The organism is Amycolatopsis sp. NPDC005003 (genome assembly GCF_053600695.1).
In genome coordinates this window covers 1-20,770 of sequence record NZ_JBSGAI010000087.1, presented here as the reverse complement: position 1 = coordinate 20,770, position 20,770 = coordinate 1, and the positions used below count along the sequence as shown (strand labels likewise).

The 20,770-nt window shown below is 68.6% G+C and carries 37 protein-coding genes; all 37 read left to right on the top strand.

Annotated elements, in window-relative coordinates:
- A partial coding sequence (locus tag ACWED2_RS46955) for an EF-Tu C-terminal domain-related protein (protein ID WP_449696984.1) occupies positions 1-70 on the top strand: 70 nt, incomplete at its 5' end.
- A 423-nt stretch (positions 71-493) separates the two neighbouring features.
- Positions 494-799 (top strand): 30S ribosomal protein S10, encoded by a 306-nt coding sequence (gene rpsJ / locus ACWED2_RS46950; protein ID WP_003102098.1) that lies wholly within the window; start codon positions 494-496, stop codon positions 797-799.
- Positions 800-832: 33 nt separating this feature from the next.
- The gene (rplC, locus tag ACWED2_RS46945; protein ID WP_191316651.1) at positions 833-1,489 is read left to right on the top strand and encodes a 50S ribosomal protein L3; all 657 of its coding nucleotides are present in this window, start codon (positions 833-835) and stop codon (positions 1,487-1,489) included.
- Positions 1,486-2,172, top strand: coding sequence for a 50S ribosomal protein L4 (gene rplD, locus ACWED2_RS46940; RefSeq protein WP_449696982.1), 687 nt, complete (start codon positions 1,486-1,488; stop codon positions 2,170-2,172). The genes rplC and rplD overlap by 4 nt, the downstream gene beginning before the upstream one ends.
- Entirely contained in the window at positions 2,169-2,480 is a 312-nt protein-coding gene (gene rplW, locus ACWED2_RS46935; protein ID WP_003102087.1) for a 50S ribosomal protein L23, read from the top strand. Before rplD ends, rplW begins: the two co-directional genes overlap by 4 nt.
- A gap of 15 nt (positions 2,481-2,495) precedes the next feature.
- Positions 2,496-3,329, top strand: a complete 834-nt coding sequence (rplB, locus tag ACWED2_RS46930) for a 50S ribosomal protein L2 (protein ID WP_310967696.1) — start codon at positions 2,496-2,498, stop codon at positions 3,327-3,329.
- 18 nt (positions 3,330-3,347) lie between these two features.
- On the top strand, positions 3,348-3,629 hold the full coding sequence (rpsS, locus tag ACWED2_RS46925) for a 30S ribosomal protein S19 (RefSeq protein ID WP_003102083.1): 282 nt from the start codon (positions 3,348-3,350) through the stop codon (positions 3,627-3,629).
- 31 nt (positions 3,630-3,660) lie between these two features.
- A complete protein-coding gene (gene rplV / locus ACWED2_RS46920) occupies positions 3,661-4,077 on the top strand; it encodes a 50S ribosomal protein L22 (protein WP_003102079.1) in 417 nt (138 codons plus the stop codon).
- On the top strand, positions 4,077-4,895 hold the full coding sequence (rpsC, locus tag ACWED2_RS46915; RefSeq protein WP_348954113.1) for a 30S ribosomal protein S3: 819 nt from the start codon (positions 4,077-4,079) through the stop codon (positions 4,893-4,895). The genes rplV and rpsC overlap by 1 nt, the downstream gene beginning before the upstream one ends.
- Before the next feature lie 3 nt (positions 4,896-4,898).
- On the top strand, positions 4,899-5,318 hold the full coding sequence (gene rplP / locus ACWED2_RS46910; RefSeq protein WP_004558864.1) for a 50S ribosomal protein L16: 420 nt from the start codon (positions 4,899-4,901) through the stop codon (positions 5,316-5,318).
- A complete protein-coding gene (rpmC, locus tag ACWED2_RS46905) occupies positions 5,318-5,566 on the top strand; it encodes a 50S ribosomal protein L29 (protein ID WP_013222608.1) in 249 nt (82 codons plus the stop codon). Before rplP ends, rpmC begins: the two co-directional genes overlap by 1 nt.
- Positions 5,563-5,841 carry a 30S ribosomal protein S17 gene (gene rpsQ, locus ACWED2_RS46900; protein WP_043781942.1) on the top strand — a complete coding sequence of 93 codons (279 nt, stop codon included), beginning with the start codon at positions 5,563-5,565 and terminating at the stop codon, positions 5,839-5,841. The genes rpmC and rpsQ overlap by 4 nt, the downstream gene beginning before the upstream one ends.
- Positions 5,842-5,919: 78 nt before the next feature.
- Complete coding sequence (rplN, locus tag ACWED2_RS46895; RefSeq protein ID WP_004558867.1) at positions 5,920-6,288, top strand: 50S ribosomal protein L14; 369 nt, start codon at positions 5,920-5,922, stop codon at positions 6,286-6,288.
- The gene (gene rplX, locus ACWED2_RS46890) at positions 6,288-6,602 is read left to right on the top strand and encodes a 50S ribosomal protein L24 (RefSeq protein WP_013222610.1); all 315 of its coding nucleotides are present in this window, start codon (positions 6,288-6,290) and stop codon (positions 6,600-6,602) included. The genes rplN and rplX overlap by 1 nt, the downstream gene beginning before the upstream one ends.
- Positions 6,602-7,165 carry a 50S ribosomal protein L5 gene (rplE, locus tag ACWED2_RS46885; protein ID WP_013222611.1) on the top strand — a complete coding sequence of 188 codons (564 nt, stop codon included), beginning with the start codon at positions 6,602-6,604 and terminating at the stop codon, positions 7,163-7,165. Before rplX ends, rplE begins: the two co-directional genes overlap by 1 nt.
- A gap of 4 nt (positions 7,166-7,169) precedes the next feature.
- Positions 7,170-7,355, top strand: a complete 186-nt coding sequence (locus ACWED2_RS46880; protein ID WP_004558870.1) for a type Z 30S ribosomal protein S14 — start codon at positions 7,170-7,172, stop codon at positions 7,353-7,355.
- 85 nt (positions 7,356-7,440) lie between these two features.
- Entirely contained in the window at positions 7,441-7,839 is a 399-nt protein-coding gene (gene rpsH, locus ACWED2_RS46875; protein WP_004558871.1) for a 30S ribosomal protein S8, read from the top strand.
- 16 nt (positions 7,840-7,855) lie between these two features.
- Positions 7,856-8,395 carry a 50S ribosomal protein L6 gene (gene rplF, locus ACWED2_RS46870; RefSeq protein ID WP_364248217.1) on the top strand — a complete coding sequence of 180 codons (540 nt, stop codon included), beginning with the start codon at positions 7,856-7,858 and terminating at the stop codon, positions 8,393-8,395.
- 2 nt (positions 8,396-8,397) lie between these two features.
- Positions 8,398-8,796 carry a 50S ribosomal protein L18 gene (gene rplR, locus ACWED2_RS46865; RefSeq protein WP_004558873.1) on the top strand — a complete coding sequence of 133 codons (399 nt, stop codon included), beginning with the start codon at positions 8,398-8,400 and terminating at the stop codon, positions 8,794-8,796.
- A gap of 34 nt (positions 8,797-8,830) precedes the next feature.
- Positions 8,831-9,475, top strand: a complete 645-nt coding sequence (gene rpsE, locus ACWED2_RS46860) for a 30S ribosomal protein S5 (protein ID WP_204091695.1) — start codon at positions 8,831-8,833, stop codon at positions 9,473-9,475.
- A 2-nt stretch (positions 9,476-9,477) separates the two neighbouring features.
- A complete protein-coding gene (rpmD, locus tag ACWED2_RS46855) occupies positions 9,478-9,663 on the top strand; it encodes a 50S ribosomal protein L30 (protein WP_033291195.1) in 186 nt (61 codons plus the stop codon).
- A complete protein-coding gene (gene rplO, locus ACWED2_RS46850; protein WP_086842934.1) occupies positions 9,660-10,106 on the top strand; it encodes a 50S ribosomal protein L15 in 447 nt (148 codons plus the stop codon). The genes rpmD and rplO overlap by 4 nt, the downstream gene beginning before the upstream one ends.
- 82 nt (positions 10,107-10,188) lie before the next feature.
- Complete coding sequence (locus ACWED2_RS46845; protein WP_449696981.1) at positions 10,189-10,764, top strand: hypothetical protein; 576 nt, start codon at positions 10,189-10,191, stop codon at positions 10,762-10,764.
- A gap of 54 nt (positions 10,765-10,818) precedes the next feature.
- Complete coding sequence (locus ACWED2_RS46840) at positions 10,819-12,006, top strand: hypothetical protein (RefSeq protein WP_449696980.1); 1,188 nt, start codon at positions 10,819-10,821, stop codon at positions 12,004-12,006.
- 19 nt (positions 12,007-12,025) lie between these two features.
- Positions 12,026-12,640, top strand: a complete 615-nt coding sequence (locus ACWED2_RS46835; protein ID WP_449696979.1) for a LysE family translocator — start codon at positions 12,026-12,028, stop codon at positions 12,638-12,640.
- Between the two features lie 254 nt (positions 12,641-12,894).
- On the top strand, positions 12,895-14,202 hold the full coding sequence (secY, locus tag ACWED2_RS46830) for a preprotein translocase subunit SecY (protein WP_449696978.1): 1,308 nt from the start codon (positions 12,895-12,897) through the stop codon (positions 14,200-14,202).
- Positions 14,199-14,753, top strand: a complete 555-nt coding sequence (locus ACWED2_RS46825; RefSeq protein ID WP_086838363.1) for an adenylate kinase — start codon at positions 14,199-14,201, stop codon at positions 14,751-14,753. The genes secY and ACWED2_RS46825 overlap by 4 nt, the downstream gene beginning before the upstream one ends.
- A 44-nt stretch (positions 14,754-14,797) precedes the next feature.
- Positions 14,798-15,574, top strand: a complete 777-nt coding sequence (gene map, locus ACWED2_RS46820; protein ID WP_361082087.1) for a type I methionyl aminopeptidase — start codon at positions 14,798-14,800, stop codon at positions 15,572-15,574.
- Positions 15,575-15,866: 292 nt separating this feature from the next.
- Positions 15,867-16,088 carry a translation initiation factor IF-1 gene (infA, locus tag ACWED2_RS46815; RefSeq protein ID WP_004558881.1) on the top strand — a complete coding sequence of 74 codons (222 nt, stop codon included), beginning with the start codon at positions 15,867-15,869 and terminating at the stop codon, positions 16,086-16,088.
- 33 nt (positions 16,089-16,121) lie between these two features.
- Positions 16,122-16,235, top strand: a complete 114-nt coding sequence (rpmJ, locus tag ACWED2_RS46810) for a 50S ribosomal protein L36 (RefSeq protein WP_004558882.1) — start codon at positions 16,122-16,124, stop codon at positions 16,233-16,235.
- 206 nt (positions 16,236-16,441) lie between these two features.
- Entirely contained in the window at positions 16,442-16,822 is a 381-nt protein-coding gene (gene rpsM / locus ACWED2_RS46805; RefSeq protein ID WP_004558883.1) for a 30S ribosomal protein S13, read from the top strand.
- A complete protein-coding gene (locus ACWED2_RS46800; protein WP_013222623.1) occupies positions 16,819-17,004 on the top strand; it encodes a hypothetical protein in 186 nt (61 codons plus the stop codon). Before rpsM ends, ACWED2_RS46800 begins: the two co-directional genes overlap by 4 nt.
- An 18-nt stretch (positions 17,005-17,022) precedes the next feature.
- Complete coding sequence (gene rpsK / locus ACWED2_RS46795) at positions 17,023-17,430, top strand: 30S ribosomal protein S11 (protein WP_004558885.1); 408 nt, start codon at positions 17,023-17,025, stop codon at positions 17,428-17,430.
- 23 nt (positions 17,431-17,453) lie between these two features.
- Entirely contained in the window at positions 17,454-18,059 is a 606-nt protein-coding gene (rpsD, locus tag ACWED2_RS46790) for a 30S ribosomal protein S4 (protein WP_125306120.1), read from the top strand.
- Between the two features lie 105 nt (positions 18,060-18,164).
- Positions 18,165-19,235, top strand: coding sequence for a DNA-directed RNA polymerase subunit alpha (locus ACWED2_RS46785; protein WP_091304679.1), 1,071 nt, complete (start codon positions 18,165-18,167; stop codon positions 19,233-19,235).
- Between the two features lie 41 nt (positions 19,236-19,276).
- Complete coding sequence (rplQ, locus tag ACWED2_RS46780) at positions 19,277-19,834, top strand: 50S ribosomal protein L17 (protein ID WP_103350714.1); 558 nt, start codon at positions 19,277-19,279, stop codon at positions 19,832-19,834.
- Positions 19,835-19,907: 73 nt separating this feature from the next.
- Positions 19,908-20,738, top strand: a complete 831-nt coding sequence (gene truA, locus ACWED2_RS46775; protein ID WP_449696983.1) for a tRNA pseudouridine(38-40) synthase TruA — start codon at positions 19,908-19,910, stop codon at positions 20,736-20,738.
- The last annotated feature ends 32 nt before the right edge of the window (positions 20,739-20,770 follow it).

The window sequence follows — 20,770 nt, the reverse complement described above, 5'->3', positions numbered from 1 at the left end:
TCTGCGCTTCGCCATCCGCGAGGGTGGCCGGACCGTCGGCGCGGGCCAGGTCACCAAGATCATCAAGTGATTCGGCGCCCCGCCCGGGGGTAATACACCCCCGGGTTCGGGGCGTCAAATCACGTGTGCGACACTATTCAGGTTGCTCGTCCTGGGGCGGCCGATTCCTTCGAGGGTTCCTTCGAAAGAGTCCGGCCGCCTCGGTGCGAGTGGCCACGGTCCGCCGAGCTCTTCCTTCGGGTTGCAGGCGAGCGGGCAAGGGCAGTGAGACGGCGGTTCTCGTAAAAGCGCAGCCGGCTCATAGCCTCCTCACGTTGAGGAAGACCAGGCAAGACGACGATCCCGCGGGATCCGTCTGTGCGTCGGGCGCGACACGCCCGACCGCGTGGACCGGGGACAGGGCCGTTGAACTGCGGAAACCCGGGCCGGGTGGGGACACCCGGCGGGGTTTTGTGAGATAGCGGCACGAGACGACAAGGAACGAGCAGCCACCATGGCGGGACAGAAGATCCGCATCCGGCTCAAGGCCTACGACCACGAGGCGATCGACACCTCGGCGCGCAAGATCGTGGAGACGGTCACGCGCACCGGCGCCCGGGTTGTCGGGCCGGTGCCGCTGCCCACCGAGAAGAACGTTTACTGCGTCATCCGCTCGCCGCACAAGTACAAGGACTCGCGCGAGCACTTCGAGATGCGCACGCACAAGCGTCTGATCGACATCCTCGACCCGACGCCGAAGACGGTCGACGCGCTCATGCGCATCGACCTGCCGGCGAGCGTCGACGTCAACATCCAGTAAGCGTTGGGCGAGCGGCGGAGATAAGAGACTCACATGTCTGACAGGCAGATGAAGGGCATCCTGGGCACCAAGCTCGGCATGACCCAGGTCTTCGACGAGCAGAACCGGGTTGTCCCGGTCACCGTCGTCAAGGCCGGTCCGAACGTGGTCACCCAGGTTCGGACCCAGGACAAGGACGGCTACAAGGCCGTGCAGCTGGCGTTCGGCGCGGTCGACCCGCGCAAGGTGAACAAGCCGCGCACCGGCCACTTCGACAAGGCGGGCGTGACCCCGCGCCGGTTCCTCGCCGAGCTGCGCACCACCGACGCCGAGACCTACGAGGTCGGCCAGGAGATCACCGCCGAGGTGTTCGCCGCCGGTACCGAGGTCGACGTGACCGGGACCAGCAAGGGCAAGGGCTACGCGGGTGTCATGAAGCGCCACGGCTTCAAGGGCCAGGGCGCGAGCCACGGTGCCCAGGCCGTGCACCGCAAGCCGGGTTCCATCGGTGGCTGCGCCACCCCCGGCCGCGTCTTCAAGGGCCTGCGCATGGCGGGCCGGATGGGCAACGACCGGGTCACCACGCAGAACCTGACCGTGCACGCGGTGCGTGCCGAGGACGGCCTGCTGCTGATCAAGGGCGCCGTGCCCGGTCCCAAGGGCGGCGTGCTGTTCGTTCGCAGCGCCGCGAAGGGTGGTAACTCCGAATGACAAGCGTCGAGCTGAAGACCCCGGCCGGTAAAGCCGACGGCACCGTGGACCTCCCCGAGGAGATCTTCGACGTGCAGGCCAATGTCGCGCTGATGCACCAGGTCGTGGTGGCCCAGCAGGCCGCCGCGCGCCAGGGCACGCACGACACGAAGACCCGTGGTGAGGTTCGCGGTGGCGGCAAGAAGCCGTACCGCCAGAAGGGCACCGGCCGTGCCCGCCAGGGTTCGACCCGCGCGCCGCAGTTCGCCGGCGGTGGCGTCGTGCACGGCCCCACGCCGCGCGACTACACCCAGCGCACCCCGAAGAAGATGAAGGCCGCCGCCCTGCGTGGCGCCCTCTCCGACCGGGCCCGCGCCGGCCAGCTGCACATCGTCACCGAGCTGGTGACCGGTGAGAAGCCGTCGACCAAGGCCGCCAAGACCGCCCTCGCCGCCGTCACGGCCGCGAAGCGCGTGCTCGTGGTGCTGGACCGGGCCGACGAGCTGAGCTGGGTTTCCCTGCGGAACCTGCCCGAGGTGCACCTGCTCTGGGCCGACCAGCTCAACACCTACGACGTGCTGGTCAACGACGACGTCGTGTTCACCAAGGCCGCGTACGACGTGTTCGTCGCCGGCCCCGCCCGCGGCAAGGCCAAGGCCTCCGCGCGGTCGGGCGAGGTCACGGAAGGGAGTGACGAGAAGTGAGTTCGGTCGCCATTCCGGACCCCCGCGACATCCTGCTCGCGCCGGTCATCTCCGAGAAGTCCTACGGGCTGCTCGAGGACCACAAGTACACGTTCATCGTCCGCCCGGACGCCAACAAGACCCAGATCAAGATCGCGGTCGAGAAGGTGTTCGGCGTCAAGGTGGTCAGCGTCAACACGGCCAACCGCCAGGGCAAGCGGAAGCGGACTCGCGCCGGCTTCGGCAAGCGCAAGGACACCAAGCGCGCCATCGTGACTCTTTCGCCCGAGAGCAAGGCGATCGAGATCTTCGGCGGACCCACCGCGTAAAGGACTGAGCTGACAATGGGCATCCGCAAGTACAAGCCGACGACCCCGGGTCGTCGCGGTTCGAGCGTCTCGGACTTCGCCGAGATCACCCGCTCCACTCCGGAGAAGTCGCTGCTTCGTCCGCTGAGCGGTTCGGGCGGTCGCAACTCGTCCGGCAAGATCACCACCCGGCACAAGGGTGGCGGCCACAAGCGCGCCTACCGCGTCATCGACTTCCGTCGCAATGACAAGGACGGCATCCCCGCCAAGGTCGCGCACATCGAGTACGACCCCAACCGGTCGGCTCGCATCGCGCTGCTGCACTACGCCGACGGCGAGAAGCGCTACATCATCGCGCCGGAGAAGCTGAAGCAGGGCGACACGGTCGAGAACGGCCCCCGGGCCGACATCAAGCCGGGCAACAACCTGCCGCTGCGCAACATCCCGGTCGGCACCGTGATCCACGCGATCGAGCTCCGCCCCGGCGGCGGCGCGAAGATGGCGCGGTCCGCGGGCGCGAAGGTGCAGCTCGTCGCCAAGGACGGGCCGTACGCCCAGCTGCGTCTCCCCTCGGGCGAGATCCGCAACGTGGACGTGCGCAACCGCGCCACGGTCGGCGAGGTCGGCAACTCCGAGCACGCCAACATCAACTGGGGCAAGGCCGGCCGCAACCGCTGGCGCGGCAAGCGCCCCACGGTCCGCGGTGTCGTCATGAACCCGGTCGACCACCCGCACGGTGGTGGTGAGGGCAAGACCTCCGGTGGTCGCCACCCGGTCAACCCGAACGGTAAGCCCGAGGGCCGCACGCGTCGCCGCAAGGCGTCCGACGCCCTCATCGTCCGCCGCCGGCGTACCGGCAAGAAGCGCTGAGCAGGGAGGTAGAAGCACATGCCACGCAGCCTTAAGAAGGGCCCGTTCGTGGACGACCACCTGCTCAAGAAGGTGGACGCGCTGAACGAATCGGGCAAGAAGACGGTCATCAAGACCTGGTCCCGCCGCTCGACGATCATCCCGGACTTCCTGGGTCACACGATCGCCGTGCACGACGGCCGCAAGCACGTCCCGGTGTTCGTCACCGAGGCGATGGTGGGTCACAAGCTGGGCGAGTTCGCCCCGACGCGGACCTTCAAGGGCCACATCAAGGACGACCGCAAGTCGCGCCGCCGCTGAGCGGGCACGAGAAAAGACAAGGGAAGTAGCGATGAACGCCCAGAACGACGCGACGACCGAGGCTCTGCCTACGGCGTACGCGCGGGCTCGCTTCGTCCGGGACTCGCCGACCAAGGTGCGCCGGGTGATCGAGCTCATCAAGGGACGTAGCGCCGCCGACGCCTTGGCCGTGCTCCGGTTCGCCCCGCAGGCGGCCAGCGAGCCGGTCGCGAAGGTGCTCGCCAGCGCCGTGGCCAACGCCGAGAACAACCTTCAGCTGGACCCGGAGACGCTCTGGGTCAAGAACGCGTACGCCGACGAGGGCCCCACCCTCAAGCGCATCCGCCCGCGGGCCCAGGGCCGCGCGTACCGGATCCGCAAGCGGACCAGCCACATCACCGTCGAGGTGGAGTCGCGTCCGGCCGTCGCGCAGAAGGCTCAGAGCAAGAAGAAGGCAGGTGGCCGGTAGTGGGCCAGAAGATCAACCCGCACGGTTTCCGCCTGGGTATCACCACGGACTGGAAGTCGCGCTGGTACGCCGACAAGCAGTACGCCGAGTACGTGGCCGAGGACGTCAAGATCCGCAAGCTCCTCGCCACCGGCATGGAGCGCGCGGGCATCTCCAAGGTCGAGATCGAGCGCACCCGTGACCGCGTCCGCGTGGACATCCACACCGCCCGGCCGGGCATCGTCATCGGCCGCCGCGGCGCGGAGGCCGACCGGATCCGCGGCGCGCTGGAGAAGCTGACCAAGAAGCAGGTCCAGCTGAACATCCTCGAGGTCAAGAACCCCGAGGCCGACGCCCAGCTGGTCGCCCAGGCGGTCGCGGAGCAGCTCTCCAACCGCGTGGCGTTCCGCCGCGCGATGCGGAAGGCGATCCAGACCTCCATGCGCTCGCCGCAGGTCAAGGGCATCCGCGTGCAGTGCGGCGGTCGTCTCGGCGGTGCCGAGATGTCCCGCTCCGAGCACTACCGCGATGGCCGCGTCCCGCTGCACACGCTGCGCGCCGACATCGACTACGGCTTCTTCGAGGCCAAGACGACGTTCGGTCGCATCGGCGTCAAGGTGTGGATCTACAAGGGTGAGCTCGTCGGTGGCCTGAAGGCCCGCGAAGCCCGTGACGCCGCCGAGCGCGCGCCGCGTCGCGAGCGCAGCGACCGGCCGTCCCGCCCGCGTCGTTCCGGCGCGTCGGGCACGACCGCCACCTCGACCGAAGCCGGTCGCGCCGCCGCTGCCGCCACCGAGGCGGCCCCGGCCACCGAGACCGCAGAAAAGACGGAGGGCTGAGACGTGCTCATCCCGCGCAGGGTCAAGCACCGGAAGCAGCACTCCCCGAAGCGCCACGGCGCCGCCAAGGGTGGCACGAAGGTCAGCTTCGGCGAGTACGGCATCCAGGCGCTTGAGCACAGCTACGTGACGAACCGGCAGATCGAGTCCGCTCGTATCGCCATGACCCGTCACATCAAGCGTGGTGGCAAGGTGTGGACGACCATCTACCCGGACCGCCCGCTGACCAAGAAGCCGGCCGAGACCCGGATGGGTTCCGGTAAGGGTTCGCCCGAGTGGTGGATCGCCAACGTGAAGCCGGGCCGCGTGATGTTCGAGATCTCGTTCCCGAACGAGGAGACGGCTCGCGAGGCGCTGCGCCGCGCGATCCACAAGCTGCCCATGAAGTGCCGCATCGTGACCCGTGAAGGTGGTGAGTTCTGATGGCTAACGCAGGTGCCGCTCAGGCATCGGAGCTGCGTGAGCTCACCGCGGAAGAGCTCGTCCTGCGTCTGAAGGAATACAAGGAGGAGCTGTTCAACCTCCGCTTCCAGATGGCGACCGGGCAGCTCGACAACAACCGCCGTCTGCGCACCGTCCGCACGGACATCGCGCGGATCTACACGGTCATGCGCGAGCGCGAACTCGGCCTGTCCGTTGCCCCCGACGCCGAGAGTGAAGGTGCCGCATGAGCGAGCCCACCACCGAGACGCCGGCCCGGAACGACCGCAAGGTCCGCGAGGGCTACGTCGTCTCGGACAAGATGAACAAGACGATCGTGGTCGAGCTCGAGGACCGCAAGAAGCACCCCCGTTACTCGAAGGTCGTCCGCTCCACCTCCAAGGTGAAGGTGCACGACGAGAACAACGAGGCGGGCGTGGGCGACCGGGTCACCCTGATGGAGACCCGCCCGCTGTCGGCGACGAAGCGCTGGCGCCTGGTGCAGATCGTGGAGAAGGCCAAGTAAGCAGGGCTCTTCGGAGTTCTTAGTTCCGCAAGGCTCGCGGGTTCCCCGCGAGAACCGGCGCGACATACAGGAGTAGACGTGATCCAGCAGGAGTCGCGGCTTCGGGTAGCCGACAACACGGGTGCGAAGGAAATCCTCTGCATCCGGGTTCTCGGTGGCTCCGGGCGGCGCTACGCCGGCATCGGCGACATCATCGTCGCCACCGTGAAGGACGCCATCCCGGCTGCCGGGGTGAAGAAGGGCGACGTCGTCAAGGCCGTCATCGTCCGCACGGTCAAGGAGCGCCGTCGTCCGGACGGTTCCTACATCCGGTTCGACGAGAACGCCGCCGTGCTCATCAAGAACGACAACGAGCCCCGCGGCACCCGCATCTTCGGCCCGGTGGGCCGCGAGCTGCGCGACCGAAAGTTCATGAAGATCATTTCGCTCGCGCCGGAGGTGCTGTGATGAAGGTGAAGAAGGGCGACACGGTCGTCGTCATCGCCGGCAAGGACAAGGGCGCCAAGGGCAAGGTCATCCAGGCTTACCCGGAGCGCGAGCGCGTGCTGGTCGAGGGCGTGAACCGGATCAAGAAGCACACGCGGATCAGCCAGACCCAGCGCGGCGCGCAGTCCGGCGGCATCGTCACGCAGGAGGCGCCCATCCACGTCTCGAACGTGATGGTCGTCGACTCGGACGGCAAGCCGGCCCGGGTGGGTTACCGCATCGGCGAGGACGGCAAGAAGGTCCGGATCTCGCGCCGGAACGGTAAGGACATCTGATGACCACCGCAGAGAAGACCTCGCCGCGCCTCAAGGTGCGGTACCGCGAGGAAATCAAGGGCCAGCTGCAGGCTGAGTTCTCCTTCGCCAACGTCCACCAGATCCCGGGCGTGACGAAGGTCGTCGTGAACATGGGCGTCGGCGACGCCGCCCGCGACAGCAAGCTGATCGAGGGCGCGGTCAAGGACCTCGCCCTGATCACGGGCCAGAAGCCCGAGGTCCGGAAGGCCCGCAAGTCCATCGCGCAGTTCAAGCTGCGCGAGGGCCAGCCGATCGGTGCGCGCGTCACGCTGCGCGGCGACCGGATGTGGGAATTCCTCGACCGCCTGCTGACCATCGCGCTGCCGCGTATCCGCGACTTCCGCGGGCTTTCGCCGAAGCAGTTCGACGGCCACGGCAACTACACGTTCGGTCTCAACGAGCAGTCGATGTTCCACGAGATCGACCCCGACTCCATCGACCGCCCGCGCGGCATGGACGTCACCGTCGTCACGACCGCCACGAACGACGACGAGGGCCGGGCGCTGCTGCGCAAGCTCGGCTTCCCGTTCAAGGAGAACTGAGCCGATGGCCAAGAAAGCACTGGTCCACAAGGCCGCGAAGAAGCCGAAGTTCGCCGTGCGCGCCTACACCCGCTGCCAGCGGTGCGGCCGCCCGCACGCCGTGTTCCGCAAGTTCGGGCTCTGCCGGATCTGCCTTCGCGAGATGGCGCACGCGGGCGAGCTGCCCGGCGTCCGCAAGTCCAGCTGGTAAGAGCTTCTTTTTAACTCCAGATTCGCCACAGGCCCCGCCCGCTCCGGCGGGCGGGGAACCAGGCGAGAAAGGTTGACAGGTCACCATGACGATGACCGACCCCATCGCAGACTTCTTGACGCGTCTGCGCAACGCGAACTCGGCGTACCACGACGAGGTCAAGCTCCCGCACTCGAAGCTCAAGGCGAACATCGCCGAGATCCTCAAGCGCGAGGGCTACATCGCGGGTTACCACGACGAGCCGGGCGAGAAGCACAAGAACCTCGTCGTCGAGCTCAAGTACGGCCCCAACCGTGAGCGGAGCATCGCCGGCCTTCGCCGCGTCTCCAAGCCCGGTCTGCGGGTCTACGCAAAGTCCACCGAACTGCCGTCGGTCCTCGGCGGCCTGGGCATCGCGATCATTTCGACGTCCGGTGGCCTGCAGACGGACCGGCAGGCCAAGCGCAACAGCGTGGGCGGCGAAGTCCTCGCCTACGTCTGGTAAGGGAAGGGGTAAAGGCATGTCACGCATCGGAAAGCTGCCGGTCGCCGTCCCTTCCGGGGTCGAGGTGACCATCGACGGTCAGCAGATCAAGGTCAAGGGGCCCAAGGGCACCCTCGAGCACACCATCGCGGAGCCGATCACCGTCGAGCGCGACGAGGACGGCACGCTGCTGGTCAAGCGCCCGGACGACGAGCGCACCAGCAAGGCGCTGCACGGGCTCACCCGCACGCTGGTGAACAACCTCGTCGTCGGCGTCACCGCCGGCTACGAGAAGAAGATGGAAATCCACGGCGTGGGTTACCGCGTGCAGGCCAAGGGCGCGGACCTCGAGTTCGCCCTCGGCTACTCGCACCCGGTCAAGATCGAGGCCCCGGAGGGCATCACCTTCAAGGTGGAGACCCCGACCCGGTTCTCGGTCTCGGGCATCGACAAGCAGAAGGTCGGCCAGATCTCGGCCGTCATCCGCAAGCTGCGTCGCCCGGACCCGTACAAGGGCAAGGGCCTGCGCTACGAGGGTGAGAAGATCCGCCGCAAGGTCGGAAAGACGGGTAAGTGATCATGAGCGACACGACTACGAAGCGCAAGCCGGTGGGCAAGGACATCTCGACCCGCCGCCGCGTCGCGAAGGCCCGTCGGCACTTCCGGCTCCGCAAGAAGGTCTCGGGCACCGAGCAGCGCCCGCGCCTGGTCGTCAAGCGGTCCTCGCGGCACATCGCCGTGCAGGTGATCGACGACCTGGCCGGCCACACGCTGGTGTCGGCGTCCACCCTCGAGGCGGACGTCCGGGCGGTCGACGGCGACAAGAAGGCGAAGGCCGCCAAGGTCGGGGCCCTCGTCGCCGAGCGCGCCAAGAACGCCGGGATCTCGGCCGTGGTGTTCGACCGTGGCGGCAACGCCTACCACGGCCGCATCGCCGCGCTCGCCGACGCCGCCCGTGAGGCGGGGTTGGAGTTCTGACGATGCACAAGATCGTGAATGGAAGGAAAGCCTGATGCCGGGACGTACACGGCAATTCGGCGGCGGCCAGGGTGGACCCGGCGGGCAGGGCGGCAACGACCGCGGTGACCGTCGCGACCGCCGGGACCGGCGCGACAGCGGCCGTGGCGGGGCGGCCCAGGACAAGACCCCGCACCTCGAGAAGGTCGTGACGATCAACCGCGTCGCCAAGGTCGTCAAGGGTGGTCGTCGCTTCAGCTTCACCGCCCTGGTGGTCGTCGGCGACGGCGACGGTCAGGTCGGCGTCGGCTACGGCAAGGCCAAGGAAGTTCCCGCGGCCATCGCCAAGGGCGTCGAGGAAGCGAAGAAGAACTTCTTCCGCGTTCCCCGCGTCGCCGGCACCATTCCCCACCCGGTCCAGGGTGAGGAAGCCGCCGGTGTGGTGCTGCTCCGCCCGGCGTCGGCCGGTACCGGCGTCATCGCCGGTGGCCCGGTCCGCGCGGTGCTGGAGTGCGCGGGTGTCCACGACGTGCTGTCGAAGTCGCTCGGCTCCGACAACGCGATCAACATCGTGCACGCGACCGTGGCGGCCCTGAAGGGTCTGCAGCGTCCCGAAGAGGTGGCGGCCCGCCGTGGCCTGCCGCTCGAGGACGTCGCTCCGGCCCGGATGCTGCGCCAGCGTGCCGGCCAGGGGGTCTGACAATGGCTCAGCTCAAGGTCACCCAGGTCAAGAGCAAGATCGGCACGAAGCACGCTCACCGCGAGTCGCTGCGCACCCTCGGGCTGCGCAAGATCCGCCAGAGCGTCGTGCGTGAAGACACCCCCCAGGTGCGCGGCCTGATCCACACCGTCCGCCACCTGGTGGAGGTCGAGGAGGTCAAGGCATGACGGCCATCAAGATCCACCACCTGCGTCCGGCTCCGGGCGCCAAGCGCGACAAGATCCGCGTGGGCCGTGGTGAGGGTTCGAAGGGCAAGACGGCCGGCCGCGGTACGAAGGGCACCAAGGCCCGGAAGAACGTGCCGGCCCGGTTCGAGGGTGGGCAGATGCCCATCCAGATGCGGCTCCCGAAGCTGCGCGGCTTCAAGAACCGCTTCCGCACCGAGTACCAGCCGGTGAACGTGGGCGACATCGCCCGCGTCTTCCCGGACGGCGGCACCATCGGTGCCGACGAGCTGGTCAAGGGCGGCCTGGTTCGCAAGGGCAAGCTGGTGAAGGTCCTCGGCAACGGCGACGTGAACGGCGTCAAGCTGAACGTCACCGCCGACGCGTTCTCCGGCTCCGCCAAGGAGAAGCTCGAAGCGGCCGGTGGCTCCGCCACCACCAACTGAGCTCGTTTCCCGTTCGAAGGCCCGTCCGGCGTACGCCGGACGGGCCTTTGGCGTTCCCGCGCTTCGGGGGAGGATCGGGTGGGTGGAATCTCCCGTTCGCCGCTTCCTCCCGCCGGTGCTGTCCGCGCTCGCCGCAGGCCTGACGGTCGCCGGGACGTTCCTGCCGCTGTTGCACCTCGAGCAGCCGACCGGCGCCCCCTCCGAAGTCATCACCTGGGTCATCGGCGCCTGGCGGACCCGGTTCCGGTTCCCCGGCCAGGACGAGGTCGACTCGCCGTCGTCGCCGGTCGGGGCTCCGCTGCTCCTGGGGGCCGCGATCCTGCTGGTCGCGGCCGTCCTCGGGATCCGCAAGCGGGGGCGGGCCGCGGGCCTGACAACGCTGGGGGGAGCCGCGTTCCTGCTCGGCGCGGTCTGCACGGCCGGGGTGCAGGCAGCGACCCGCCTGTTCGAAGACGACCCCGTCGAAGCGGAAACGACGCTGGGCGCGGGGCTGTGGCTGCTCATCGCGGCGGTCCTGGTGGCCGCGGCGGCGGCCGCGCTGAGCTTCCGCGCCTCCGGCGGCACCCCGGACTGGGCCGACCCCACCGTGGCGTACGCGGACACCGAAACCCCACCGTCCGGGGTCGTGATCACGGTGCTCCCCCCGGAGCGCGACTGACGGTCCCTGTGCCGGTTCCTTGCCGGGGCGGGAATCCGGACGGAAGATCACAGGGTGGACAGACCGTCGCAGGAGCCCGCAGCCCAGCCCGACGGCGCCGAGTCGCCGCTGAGCTTCCCGGTCGAAGCACCCCGCCCCACCGGCCCCGAGCCGGGAGCGGGCGCGCCGCAAGCTGAACCGTTGAACTTCCCGGCGGAGATTGCGCGGCCCCCGCTCGCCGGCTCGGAGTCGGGTGCGCCGCAGGCTGAGCCGCTGAATTTCCCGGCCGAAGCCTCGCGGGCCGCGCTCGCTGGTTCGGAGCCGGGTTCGCCGCAGGGGGAGCCGTTGCGGTTTCCCGCTGATGCGCCGCGGCCCCCGCTCGCTGGCTCGGAGTCGGGTGCGCCGCAGGCCGAGCCGCTGCGGTTCCCGGCCGATGCGCCGCCCCCGGCCCAGCCACCCCTGTTCCCTGGCGACGCGGCCCCGGCCCCAGGACCGCCGCTCCCGGGGCCGCCGCCCACCGAACTGCCGTACCCCGTCGCGCACATCCCGGGCGCCGTGCCCAACGCCGGCCCGCTCCCGCCCGCAGCCGGGCCACCCACGACCGCAGCCGAGCCGCCCGCTTCAGCCCCGCCGCCGTCCTTCTCGCTCCTGCGGTTCGCCCCGCCCGCGCTCGCCCTCGTCGCGGCCGTCATGACCGCGCTCGGGGCCTTCCTGCCGCTCTTCCGGATCCGCGAACACCTGGGCGCCGGCCAGCGGTTCCTCGACACCCAGATCCTCATCACCGAGACCGCGTGGGGCCACACTTACGAACTCCCGGACCAGGGGGTGACCGACCAGCCGGGGGCACCGGCCGGCATCCCGCTGCTCTTCGCCGTCGTCCTGTTCGTCGCCGCCGCGCTCGTCGTCTTCACCCGTCCGGACCACCGGCTCGGGCGGTGGCTCATCAGCGCGGGGGCCGTCTTCGCCGCCGGTGTGGTCGCCACCGTCGGCACGAGCGGGATCGGGTGGGCCGCCACCGCCCGCGGGGACGACCTGACCGTCGCCATCGGGCCCGGCATGTGGCTGCTGGCCGGCGGCACGATCGCCGCCGCGGCCGCCGCCGTCCTCGCGTACCTGCCCCGGCACCAGCCGAGCTGGGCCGATCCGGCGCTGGCCTACACCGACACCCCGACCCCGCCCTCCGGCGTCGCCATCACCGTCCTGCCGCCGGACTTGCCCGACGCACCCCACGCGCCCGAAATCCCGGGCGACGGGCGAAGCTGACCGGGGCTACCGTGGAGGCGTGTGGGTCTTCTTCGGCGCCTCCGTGCTCGTCGCTCTTACGCCAGGGGCGAACAACCTGCTCGGCCTTCACCACGGGATGACGCACGGTGTTCGCCACGGCCTCGCCGGGCTGGGTGGCCGGCTGGCCGCTTTCACCCTGTTGATCGCCGCCGTCGCGGCCGGGCTCGGGCAGCTGCTGGCCGCCTCCGAGACCGCGCTGACGATCATCAAGTGGGCCGGCGCCGCCTACCTGCTGTACCTCGGCGTCCGCCTCCTCTGGTCCACCTTCCGGGGCGAAAACACCCCGAAAGAGCTGCCGAAGACCCCGGCGACGGCGTGGCGCGTCGCCCGCAAGGAGTTCGGCGTCGCGATCACCAACCCGAAGGCGATCCTGATCTTCACCGCCTTCGTCCCGCAGTTCATCGACGCAGGTCACGGCGCATTTCCGACGCAGATCGCGCTGCTCGGCTCGGGCTACCTGCTGGCCGAGTTCCTGGCCGGTTCGGTCTACGTCGGGGTCGGCGCCGCGGTCAAGACGATCCGGCTGTCCCGGAAGGCCCGGCGGCGGGTCGACCGGGGCACCGGAGTGGTCCTCGTCGGCCTGGCCGGTGTGCTCGCCGCGTCGAACGCGTGATCCACAACCTGTCAAGGAATACGGCCAAGACGGCGATGTGGATCAACCCGCCGGAGCAACCTTGGTACGGAAAACCCACACGGACTGCGGACACGCCCTGTGAAGCTGTTAGAGTCGGCGACACGCTTCGGGACGAGTGTGCCCCGAAGCGTTCCTGGCTTGCGTGCCAGTAGTGCTGTGTGTTCCTGCCGGCCCCGTGCCGGCCAAGCCGATCGTCGGTTAGGACAGCCGACGACGCCGAGGAGGTCCCCCGCGTGCTCAGCGCCTTCCGCTCGGCTCTCGCGACGCCGGATCTACGCAAGAAGATCCTGTTCACGCTAGCCATCGTCGCGGTTTACCGAATCGGTGCGACCATTCCGGCGCCCGGCATCTCGTACGGTGCCGTACAGGCCTGCAGCTCCCAGGCGCAGCAGGAGGGCGTCTACCAGCTGCTGAACCTGTTCAGCGGTGGTGCGCTGCTGCAGCTGTCGCTCTTCTCGACCGGCATCATGCCGTACATCACGGCGAGCATCATCATCCAGCTGCTCACCGTGGTCATCCCGCGGTTCGAGGAGCTGAAGAAGGAAGGGCAGTCCGGCCAGGGCAAGCTGACCCAGTACACCCGGTACCTGACGATCGCGCTGGCGATCCTGCAGGCCACCGGCGTGGTCGCGCTCGCGGACCGCAAGCAGCTCTTCCCCGACTGCGACCAGCCGATCATCCCGGACAACAGCGTCTACTCGCTGGCGATCATCGTCATCACCATGACCGCGGGCACCGCCGTCATGATGTGGCTGGGCGAGCTGATCACCGAGCGCGGCGTCGGCAACGGCATGTCCGTCCTGATCTTCCTGAACATCGCCGCGCGCATCCCGGTCGAGGGCGGGAACATCCTGTCCAACGGCGGCGGCATCGCGCTGACGATGATCTGCATCTTCGGCCTGGTGATCATCGCCAGCGTCATCTTCGTCGAGCAGGGGCAGCGCCGGATCCCGGTGCAGTACGCCAAGCGCATGATCGGCCGCCGGATGTACGGCGGCACGTCGACCTACCTGCCGATCAAGGTCAACCAGGCCGGCGTCATCCCGGTCATCTTCGCGTCGTCCCTGCTGTACCTGCCGGACCTGATCAGCCGCCTCGTCGGCGACCAGAACGCCAACTCCGGCTGGCAGGTGTTCATCAAGAACTACATCGTGAACCAGTCCAGCTGGGTGCACATCGCGCTGTACTTCGGCCTGATCATCTTCTTCACGTACTTCTACATCACGATCACGTTCAACGTGGACGAGCGTGCGGAAGAGATGAAGAAGTTCGGTGGCTTCATCCCGGGCATCCGCCCCGGCCGCCCGACCGCCGAGTACCTCAGCTTCGTGCTGGGCCGGATCACCCTGCCGGGCTCGCTGTACCTGGGCATCATCGCGATCCTCCCGAACTTCTTCCTGTCGGTGACCGGTAGCGGGAACAACCAGAACTTCCCGTTCGGTGGCACGGCTGTGCTGATCATGGTCGGTGTCGGCCTCGACACCGTGAAGCAGATCGAAAGCCAGCTGATGCAGCGCAACTACGAAGGGTTCTTGAAGTGACGCGCCTGGTTCTCGTCGGCCCGCCCGGTGCGGGCAAGGGCACGCAGGCGGTGGCCCTGTCCGAGCAGCTGCGCATCCCGCACATCTCGACCGGTGACCTGTTCCGCGCGCACGTCGGCCAGGAGACCCCGCTCGGCCAGGAGGCGAAGCGCTACCTGGACTCGGGCGAGCTGGTGCCCGACTCGGTGACCAACGAAATGGTCCGCGAGCGGCTCGCCGAGCCGGACGCCAAGGTCGGCTTCCTGCTCGACGGCTTCCCCCGCAACACCAAGCAGGCCGAGGTCCTCGGCGAGATCCTGGGCGAGGCGGACGTCGCGCTCGACGCGGTGATCCAGCTGCAGGTGCCGGAGGATGTCGTCGTCGCGCGGCTCATGTCGCGCGGCCGGGCGGACGACACCGAAGAGGTCATCCGCCGCCGTCAGCAGATCTACGTGTCGGACACCGCGCCGCTGCTCGAGTACTACGCCGACATCCTGGTGACCGTCGACGGTGTCGGCAGCGTCGAGGAGATCTCCGGCCGGGTGCTGAAAGCACTGCGCGACCGCACGTGAACCTCGGAGGATTGCGTGTTCTGCAAGTGCTCCGCCGTGGGCGCATGATCGAAGTCAAGACCCCGGACGAGCTGCAGGCGATGCGGGCGGCCGGCCTGGTCGTCGCCCGCACGCTCGCGGCGGTCCGCGCCGCGGCGAAGCCCGGTGTCAGCACGGCCGAGCTCGACGAGCTGGCCGAGCAGACGATCCGGGACGCCGGCGCGGTGCCGTCGTTCAAGGGCTACCACGGCTTCCCGGCGTCGATCTGCGCGTCGGTGAACGAGCAGATCGTGCACGGCATCCCGGCGAAGACCCAGGTGCTCGCCGACGGCGACATCATCTCCGTCGACTGCGGCGCCATCCTCGACGGCTGGCACGGCGACTCCGCCGTCACGCTGGCCATCGGCAAGGTCTCCGACGCCGACCTGGCGCTGTCCGCGGCGACCGAGGCGGCGATGTGGGCCGGCATCGAGGCGGTCAGCGCCGGCGGCCGGCTCACCGACATCTCCTACGCCGTCCAGTCCGCCGCCGAGCGCGCGGGCCGTGACGACGGCGTCGAGTACGGGATGATCGTCGAGTACGGCGGCCACGGCATCGGCCGCCAGATGCACATGGACCCGTTCCTGCCGAACGTCGGCAAGCCCGGCAAGGGCCCGCGGCTCAAGCCGGGCATGGCCCTGGCGATCGAGCCGATGCTCACCGGCGGCGGCGGCGAGACCCGCGAGCTGGACGACGGCTGGACGGTCGTCACGGCCGACGGCTCCCGCGCGGCCCACTGGGAGCACACCGTCGCGATCACCGAAGACGGCCCCTGGGTGCTCACGGCCCCAGAAGACGCCTGACCTGCGCAAACGCCCTCGTGAGTGGTAATTAGGGTTAGAACCCTAATTACCACTCACGACGGCGGTCGCCCGTTCGCTTACCATGGTCACCCCCGGTTTGGGGGTCGCGACACGACATGCGTACACTGTCAAGTCGGCGCACTTATCGCGCCCGGATCCTGCGCGCTCGTGAATTCACGGTCTACTGGGACCCGGGCACCAGTGTGCCACGCAACACCCCAACCCGGCACTAGTGCTCAGAGTTGATCATGGGTGTGGCGACAGACGCTGTTGACAAGGAAATGCGGAGGACATGGCGAAGAAAGACGGGGCCATCGAGGTCGAAGGCCGCGTAGTCGAGCCGCTCCCCAACGCGATGTTCCGCGTCGAGTTGGAGAACGGTCACAAGGTCCTGGCACACATCAGCGGCAAGATGCGGCAGCACTACATCCGCATCCTGCCCGAGGACAGGGTTGTCGTGGAGCTCTCGCCCTACGACCTCTCTCGTGGTCGCATCGTCTACCGCTACAAGTGATCACGGTGAGCAGCTACTAGGAGAGCAGAAGACGTGAAGGTTCAGCCGAGCGTCAAGAAGATCTGCGACAAGTGCAAGGTGATCCGCCGTCACGGCCGGATCATGGTGATCTGCGAGAACCTGCGGCACAAGCAGCGGCAGGGCTGATCGCCAAGCACTCGAGCAGAGTGGATTGACGGCTACACAACCTCCCCGCACCTGCCGGTTCACGCGAGTGAACCGGTTCACCCCCGGGCTTCAGGCCGGGGCTGGGACACCCGAGGCGCAAGCCGAGGGCACGACAGGCGAGTCGGTCCCGGAACCGGACGGGGAGCAGACCTGAAGACGAATTCAATGAAGGAGCATCAGCGCCAATGGCACGACTCGCTGGCGTAGACCTCCCCCGCGAGAAGCGGTTGGAGATCGCGCTTACGTACATCTACGGCATCGGCCGTACCCGCTCCAAGCAGCTCATCAAGGCTGCCGAGCTCAACGCGGACACCCGCGTCAAGGACCTCAGCGATGACGACCTCGCGAAGCTGCGTACGTACATCGAAGAGAACTTCAAGGTCGAGGGTGACCTTCGCCGTGAGGTGAACGCCGACATCCGTCGGAAGATCGAGATCGGGTGCTACGAGGGCCTTCGCTGGCGCCGCGGACTTCCCGTCCGTGGTCAGCGCACGAAGACGAACGCCCGCACCCGCAAGGGTCCGAAGAAGACGGTCGCCGGCAAGAAGAAGGCTGGCAAGAAGTGAGCGTCCAGGGCAAGAAGGTCGTGCAGATGGGTGGCGTGCAGCGCCGCGGCTCGGCTTGTGTCTCGCCCAAGGCGCTCTACGCCCGCCCGATGGCGCTCCGCAACCTGTACACCGACGCCGGTTCGATCATCCGGCGCGGCCAGGCCGAAGCGGTCGCCGCTCACCAAGAGAACGCGCGCTAACAGGAGAACCCTCAGAACATGCCACCGAAGTCTCGTACCGCGGCCGGGGCCAAGAAGGTCCGCCGCAAGGAAAAGAAGAATGTCGCGCACGGTCACGCGCACATCAAGAGCACCTTCAACAACACCATCGTCTCGATCACGGACCCGACCGGTGCCGTGATCGCGTGGGCGTCGAGTGGGCACGTGGGCTTCAAGGGCTCCCGCAAGTCCACCCCGTTCGCCGCGCAGATGGCCGCCGAAAACGCTGCCCGCAAGGCCGCCGAGCACGGCATGAAGAAGGTCGACGTCTTCGTGAAGGGCCCGGGTTCGGGCCGCGAGACGGCGATCCGCTCGCTGCAGGCGGCCGGCCTCGAGGTCGGCACCATCCAGGACGTGACCCCGCAGCCTCACAACGGCTGCCGCCCGCCCAAGCGGCGCCGGGTCTGAGGAACGGGGAGGAGTAAGAAGAAATGGCTCGTTACACCGGCCCCGCGACGCGTATTTCGCGTCGCCTCAAGGTTGACCTCATCGGCGGCGACCAGGCTTTCGAGCGTCGCCCCTACCCGCCGGGCCAGCACGGCCGCGGGCGCATCAAGGAGTCCGAGTACCTCCTGCAGTCGCAGGAGAAGCAGAAGGCTCGCTACACCTACGGCGTTCTCGAGCGCCAGTTCGTCCGGTACTACAAGGAAGCCGTCCGGCGTCCTGGCAAGACCGGTGAGAACCTGCTGCAGATCCTCGAGTCCCGCCTGGACAACGTGATCTACCGCGCCGGCATCGCCCGCACCCGCCGCCAGGCGCGTCAGCTGGTGAGCCACGGCCACTTCCTGGTCAACGGCCAGAAGGTGAACGTCCCGTCGTTCCAGGTCACCAAGTGGGACATCATCGACGTGCGGCCGAAGTCCATGGGCATGCTGCCGTTCGTGGCGGCGAAGGAGTCCTTCGGCGAGCGCCCCATCCCGGCGTGGCTGCAGGTCGTCCAGTCCAACCTCCGCGTGCTGGTCCACCAGCTCCCGGAGCGTGCGCAGATCGACGTTCCGGTTCAGGAACAGCTGATCGTCGAGCTCTACTCGAAGTAGTCCGGCACCGTCGGACGCAGGGCGGCGGCGCCCACAGTGCGCCGCCGCCGCGCCATCCCTTCGACGTCATATGGCGGGCGTCGTCTGGAAAGGAACTAGGAAGAAATGCTGATTTCCCAGCGGCCGGCTCTCGGCGAAGAGACGGTCAACGAGACCCGCTCCCGGTTCACCATCGAACCGCTGGAGCCCGGCTTCGGCTACACGCTCGGCAACTCGCTGCGTCGTACGCTGCTGTCGTCCATCCCGGGCGCGGCCGTGACGAGCATCCGCATCGACGGCGTGCTGCACGAGTTCACCACCGTTCCCGGGGTGAAGGAAGACGTCACCGACATCATCCTGAACCTCAAGGAGCTCGTGGTGTCCTCGGAAGAGGACGAGCCGGTCACCATGTACCTGCGCAAGCAGGGCCCGGGTGAGGTCACGGCGGCCGACATCGTGCCGCCGGCGGGTGTCACCGTGCACAACCCGGATCTGCACATCGCGTCGCTGAACGGCAAGGGCAAGCTCGAGATCGAGCTCGTCGTCGAGCGCGGCCGCGGTTACGTTCCGGCCCTGCAGAACAAGCAGGCGGGCGCGGAGATCGGCCGGATCCCGGTCGACTCGATCTACTCGCCGGTGCTCAAGGTGACCTACAAGGTCGAGGCCACCCGTGTCGAGCAGCGCACCGACTTCGACAAGCTGATCCTGGACGTCGAGACCAAGCCGTCGATCACGCCGCGCGACGCGGTCGCGTCGGCCGGCAAGACGCTGGTGGAGCTGTTCGGTCTCGCCCGCGAGCTGAACGTCGACGCCGAGGGCATCGAGATCGGCCCGTCGCCGCAGGAGGCGGACACCATCGCCGCCTACGCGATGCCGATCGAGGACCTGGACCTCACCGTCCGGTCGTACAACTGCCTCAAGCGCGAGGGCATCCACACGGTGGGCGAGCTCGTCTCGCGCAGCGAGGCGGACCTGCTCGACATCCGCAACTTCGGCGCCAAGTCGATCGACGAGGTCAAGCTCAAGCTCGTCGGCCTCGGTCTTGCGCTGAAGGACAGCCCGCCCGGGTTCGACCCGACCGCGGCGGCCGCCAGCTACGACGGTGAAGGCTGGTCGGAGGGTGTCGGCAGCATCGCCGACGGGATTTCGGACGGCCACGACGATGGCCAGGACTACGCAGAGACCGAGCAGCTCTGAGGCCGTGTGCCTGGACGCTGTGAGCTGAACTAGGAGAACCAATGCCCACCCCTACCAAGGGAGCCCGGCTCGGCGGGTCGTCCGCGCACGAGCGGCTGATCCTGGCCAACTTGGCCACGCAGCTGTTCGAGCACGGCAAGATCACGACCACCGAGGCGAAGGCCCGCCGGGTCCGCCCGCTGGCCGAGAAGCTGATCACGAAGGCGAAGCGGGGCGACCTGCACAACCGCCGTCAGGTGCAGAAGGTCGTCCGTGACAAGGACGTCGTGCACAAGCTGTTCGCCGAGATCGGTCCGCACTTCGCGGAGCGCGCGGGTGGCTACACCCGGATCACCAAGACGATGCCGCGCAAGGGCGACAACGCCGCCATGGCCGTCATCGAGCTGGTGGCCGAGAAGACGGTGACTTCGGAAGCCGAGCGCGCTCGCAAGACGAAGTTCGCCAAGGACGAGAAGGCCGCCGCTCCGGCTGCCGAGGAGACCACCACCGAGGCGCCCGCCGCTTCGGAGGAGGCTCCGGCCGCCGAGGAGGCCAAGGCCGAGGAGACCACCGAGGCCCCCGCCTCGGAGGAAACCGACGCCGACGCCAAGAAGGACTGACGTCCTGACGGTCGATTCGACACCGGACGAGCCCGCCACTCCCCCCGGGGAGGGCGGGCTCGTTCGTCTGCGCCTGGACGTCTCCTACGACGGCACGGACTTCTCGGGCTGGGCCCGCCAGCCGGGCCGCCGGACGGTCCAGGGGCTCCTCGAGGAGGCGCTGCAGAAGCAGCCGCCGGGGGCCGCGATCCCGAAGTCCGTGGTCGTGGCGGGCCGCACGGACGCCGGGGTGCACGCGACGGGCCAGGTGGTCCACGTCGACGTGGTGCCCCTTTCCGAGCCCTCAGGCCGCATTCCCGTGTCCCCCGAGGGCATCCCGGACCTGACCCGCATGGTGGGCCGCTGGAACCGCCTGCTGCCCGGTGACGTCCGGGTGCTGGGCGCCCGGATCGCGCCCGAGGGCTTCGACGCCCGCTTCTCCGCGATCCGCCGTCACTACCGCTACCGCGTCTCGGACGCGCCCTGGGGCGTGGACCCGCTGCGCCGCCACGACACGCTGGCCTGGAACCGCCCGCTCTCGACGGACGCGATGAACGCCGCGGCCGCGGAACTCCTGGGCCTCCACGACTTCGCGGCGTACTGCAAGCAGCGCGACACGGGTACCACGATCCGCGAGCTGCAGCGCCTGGAGTGGGCGCGGGTGGACGACCACCTGCTGGAGGTCCGCGTCTCGGCGGACGCGTTCTGCCACTCGATGGTCCGCAGCCTGGTCGGCGTGCTCCTCCTGGTGGGCGACGGCCGCCGCACCGACGCGTGGCCGGCGAAGGTGCTGGAGAGCGGCATCCGCGACAGCGCGGTCGCCCCGGCCCACGGCTTGACGCTCCTGGGCGTGGACTACCCGCCCGACGCCGAGCTGGCCGCGCGCGCCGCCCAAACCCGCAACGTCCGCACCACACCGTCGTGAGTGGTAATTAGGGTTCTAACCCGAATTACCAT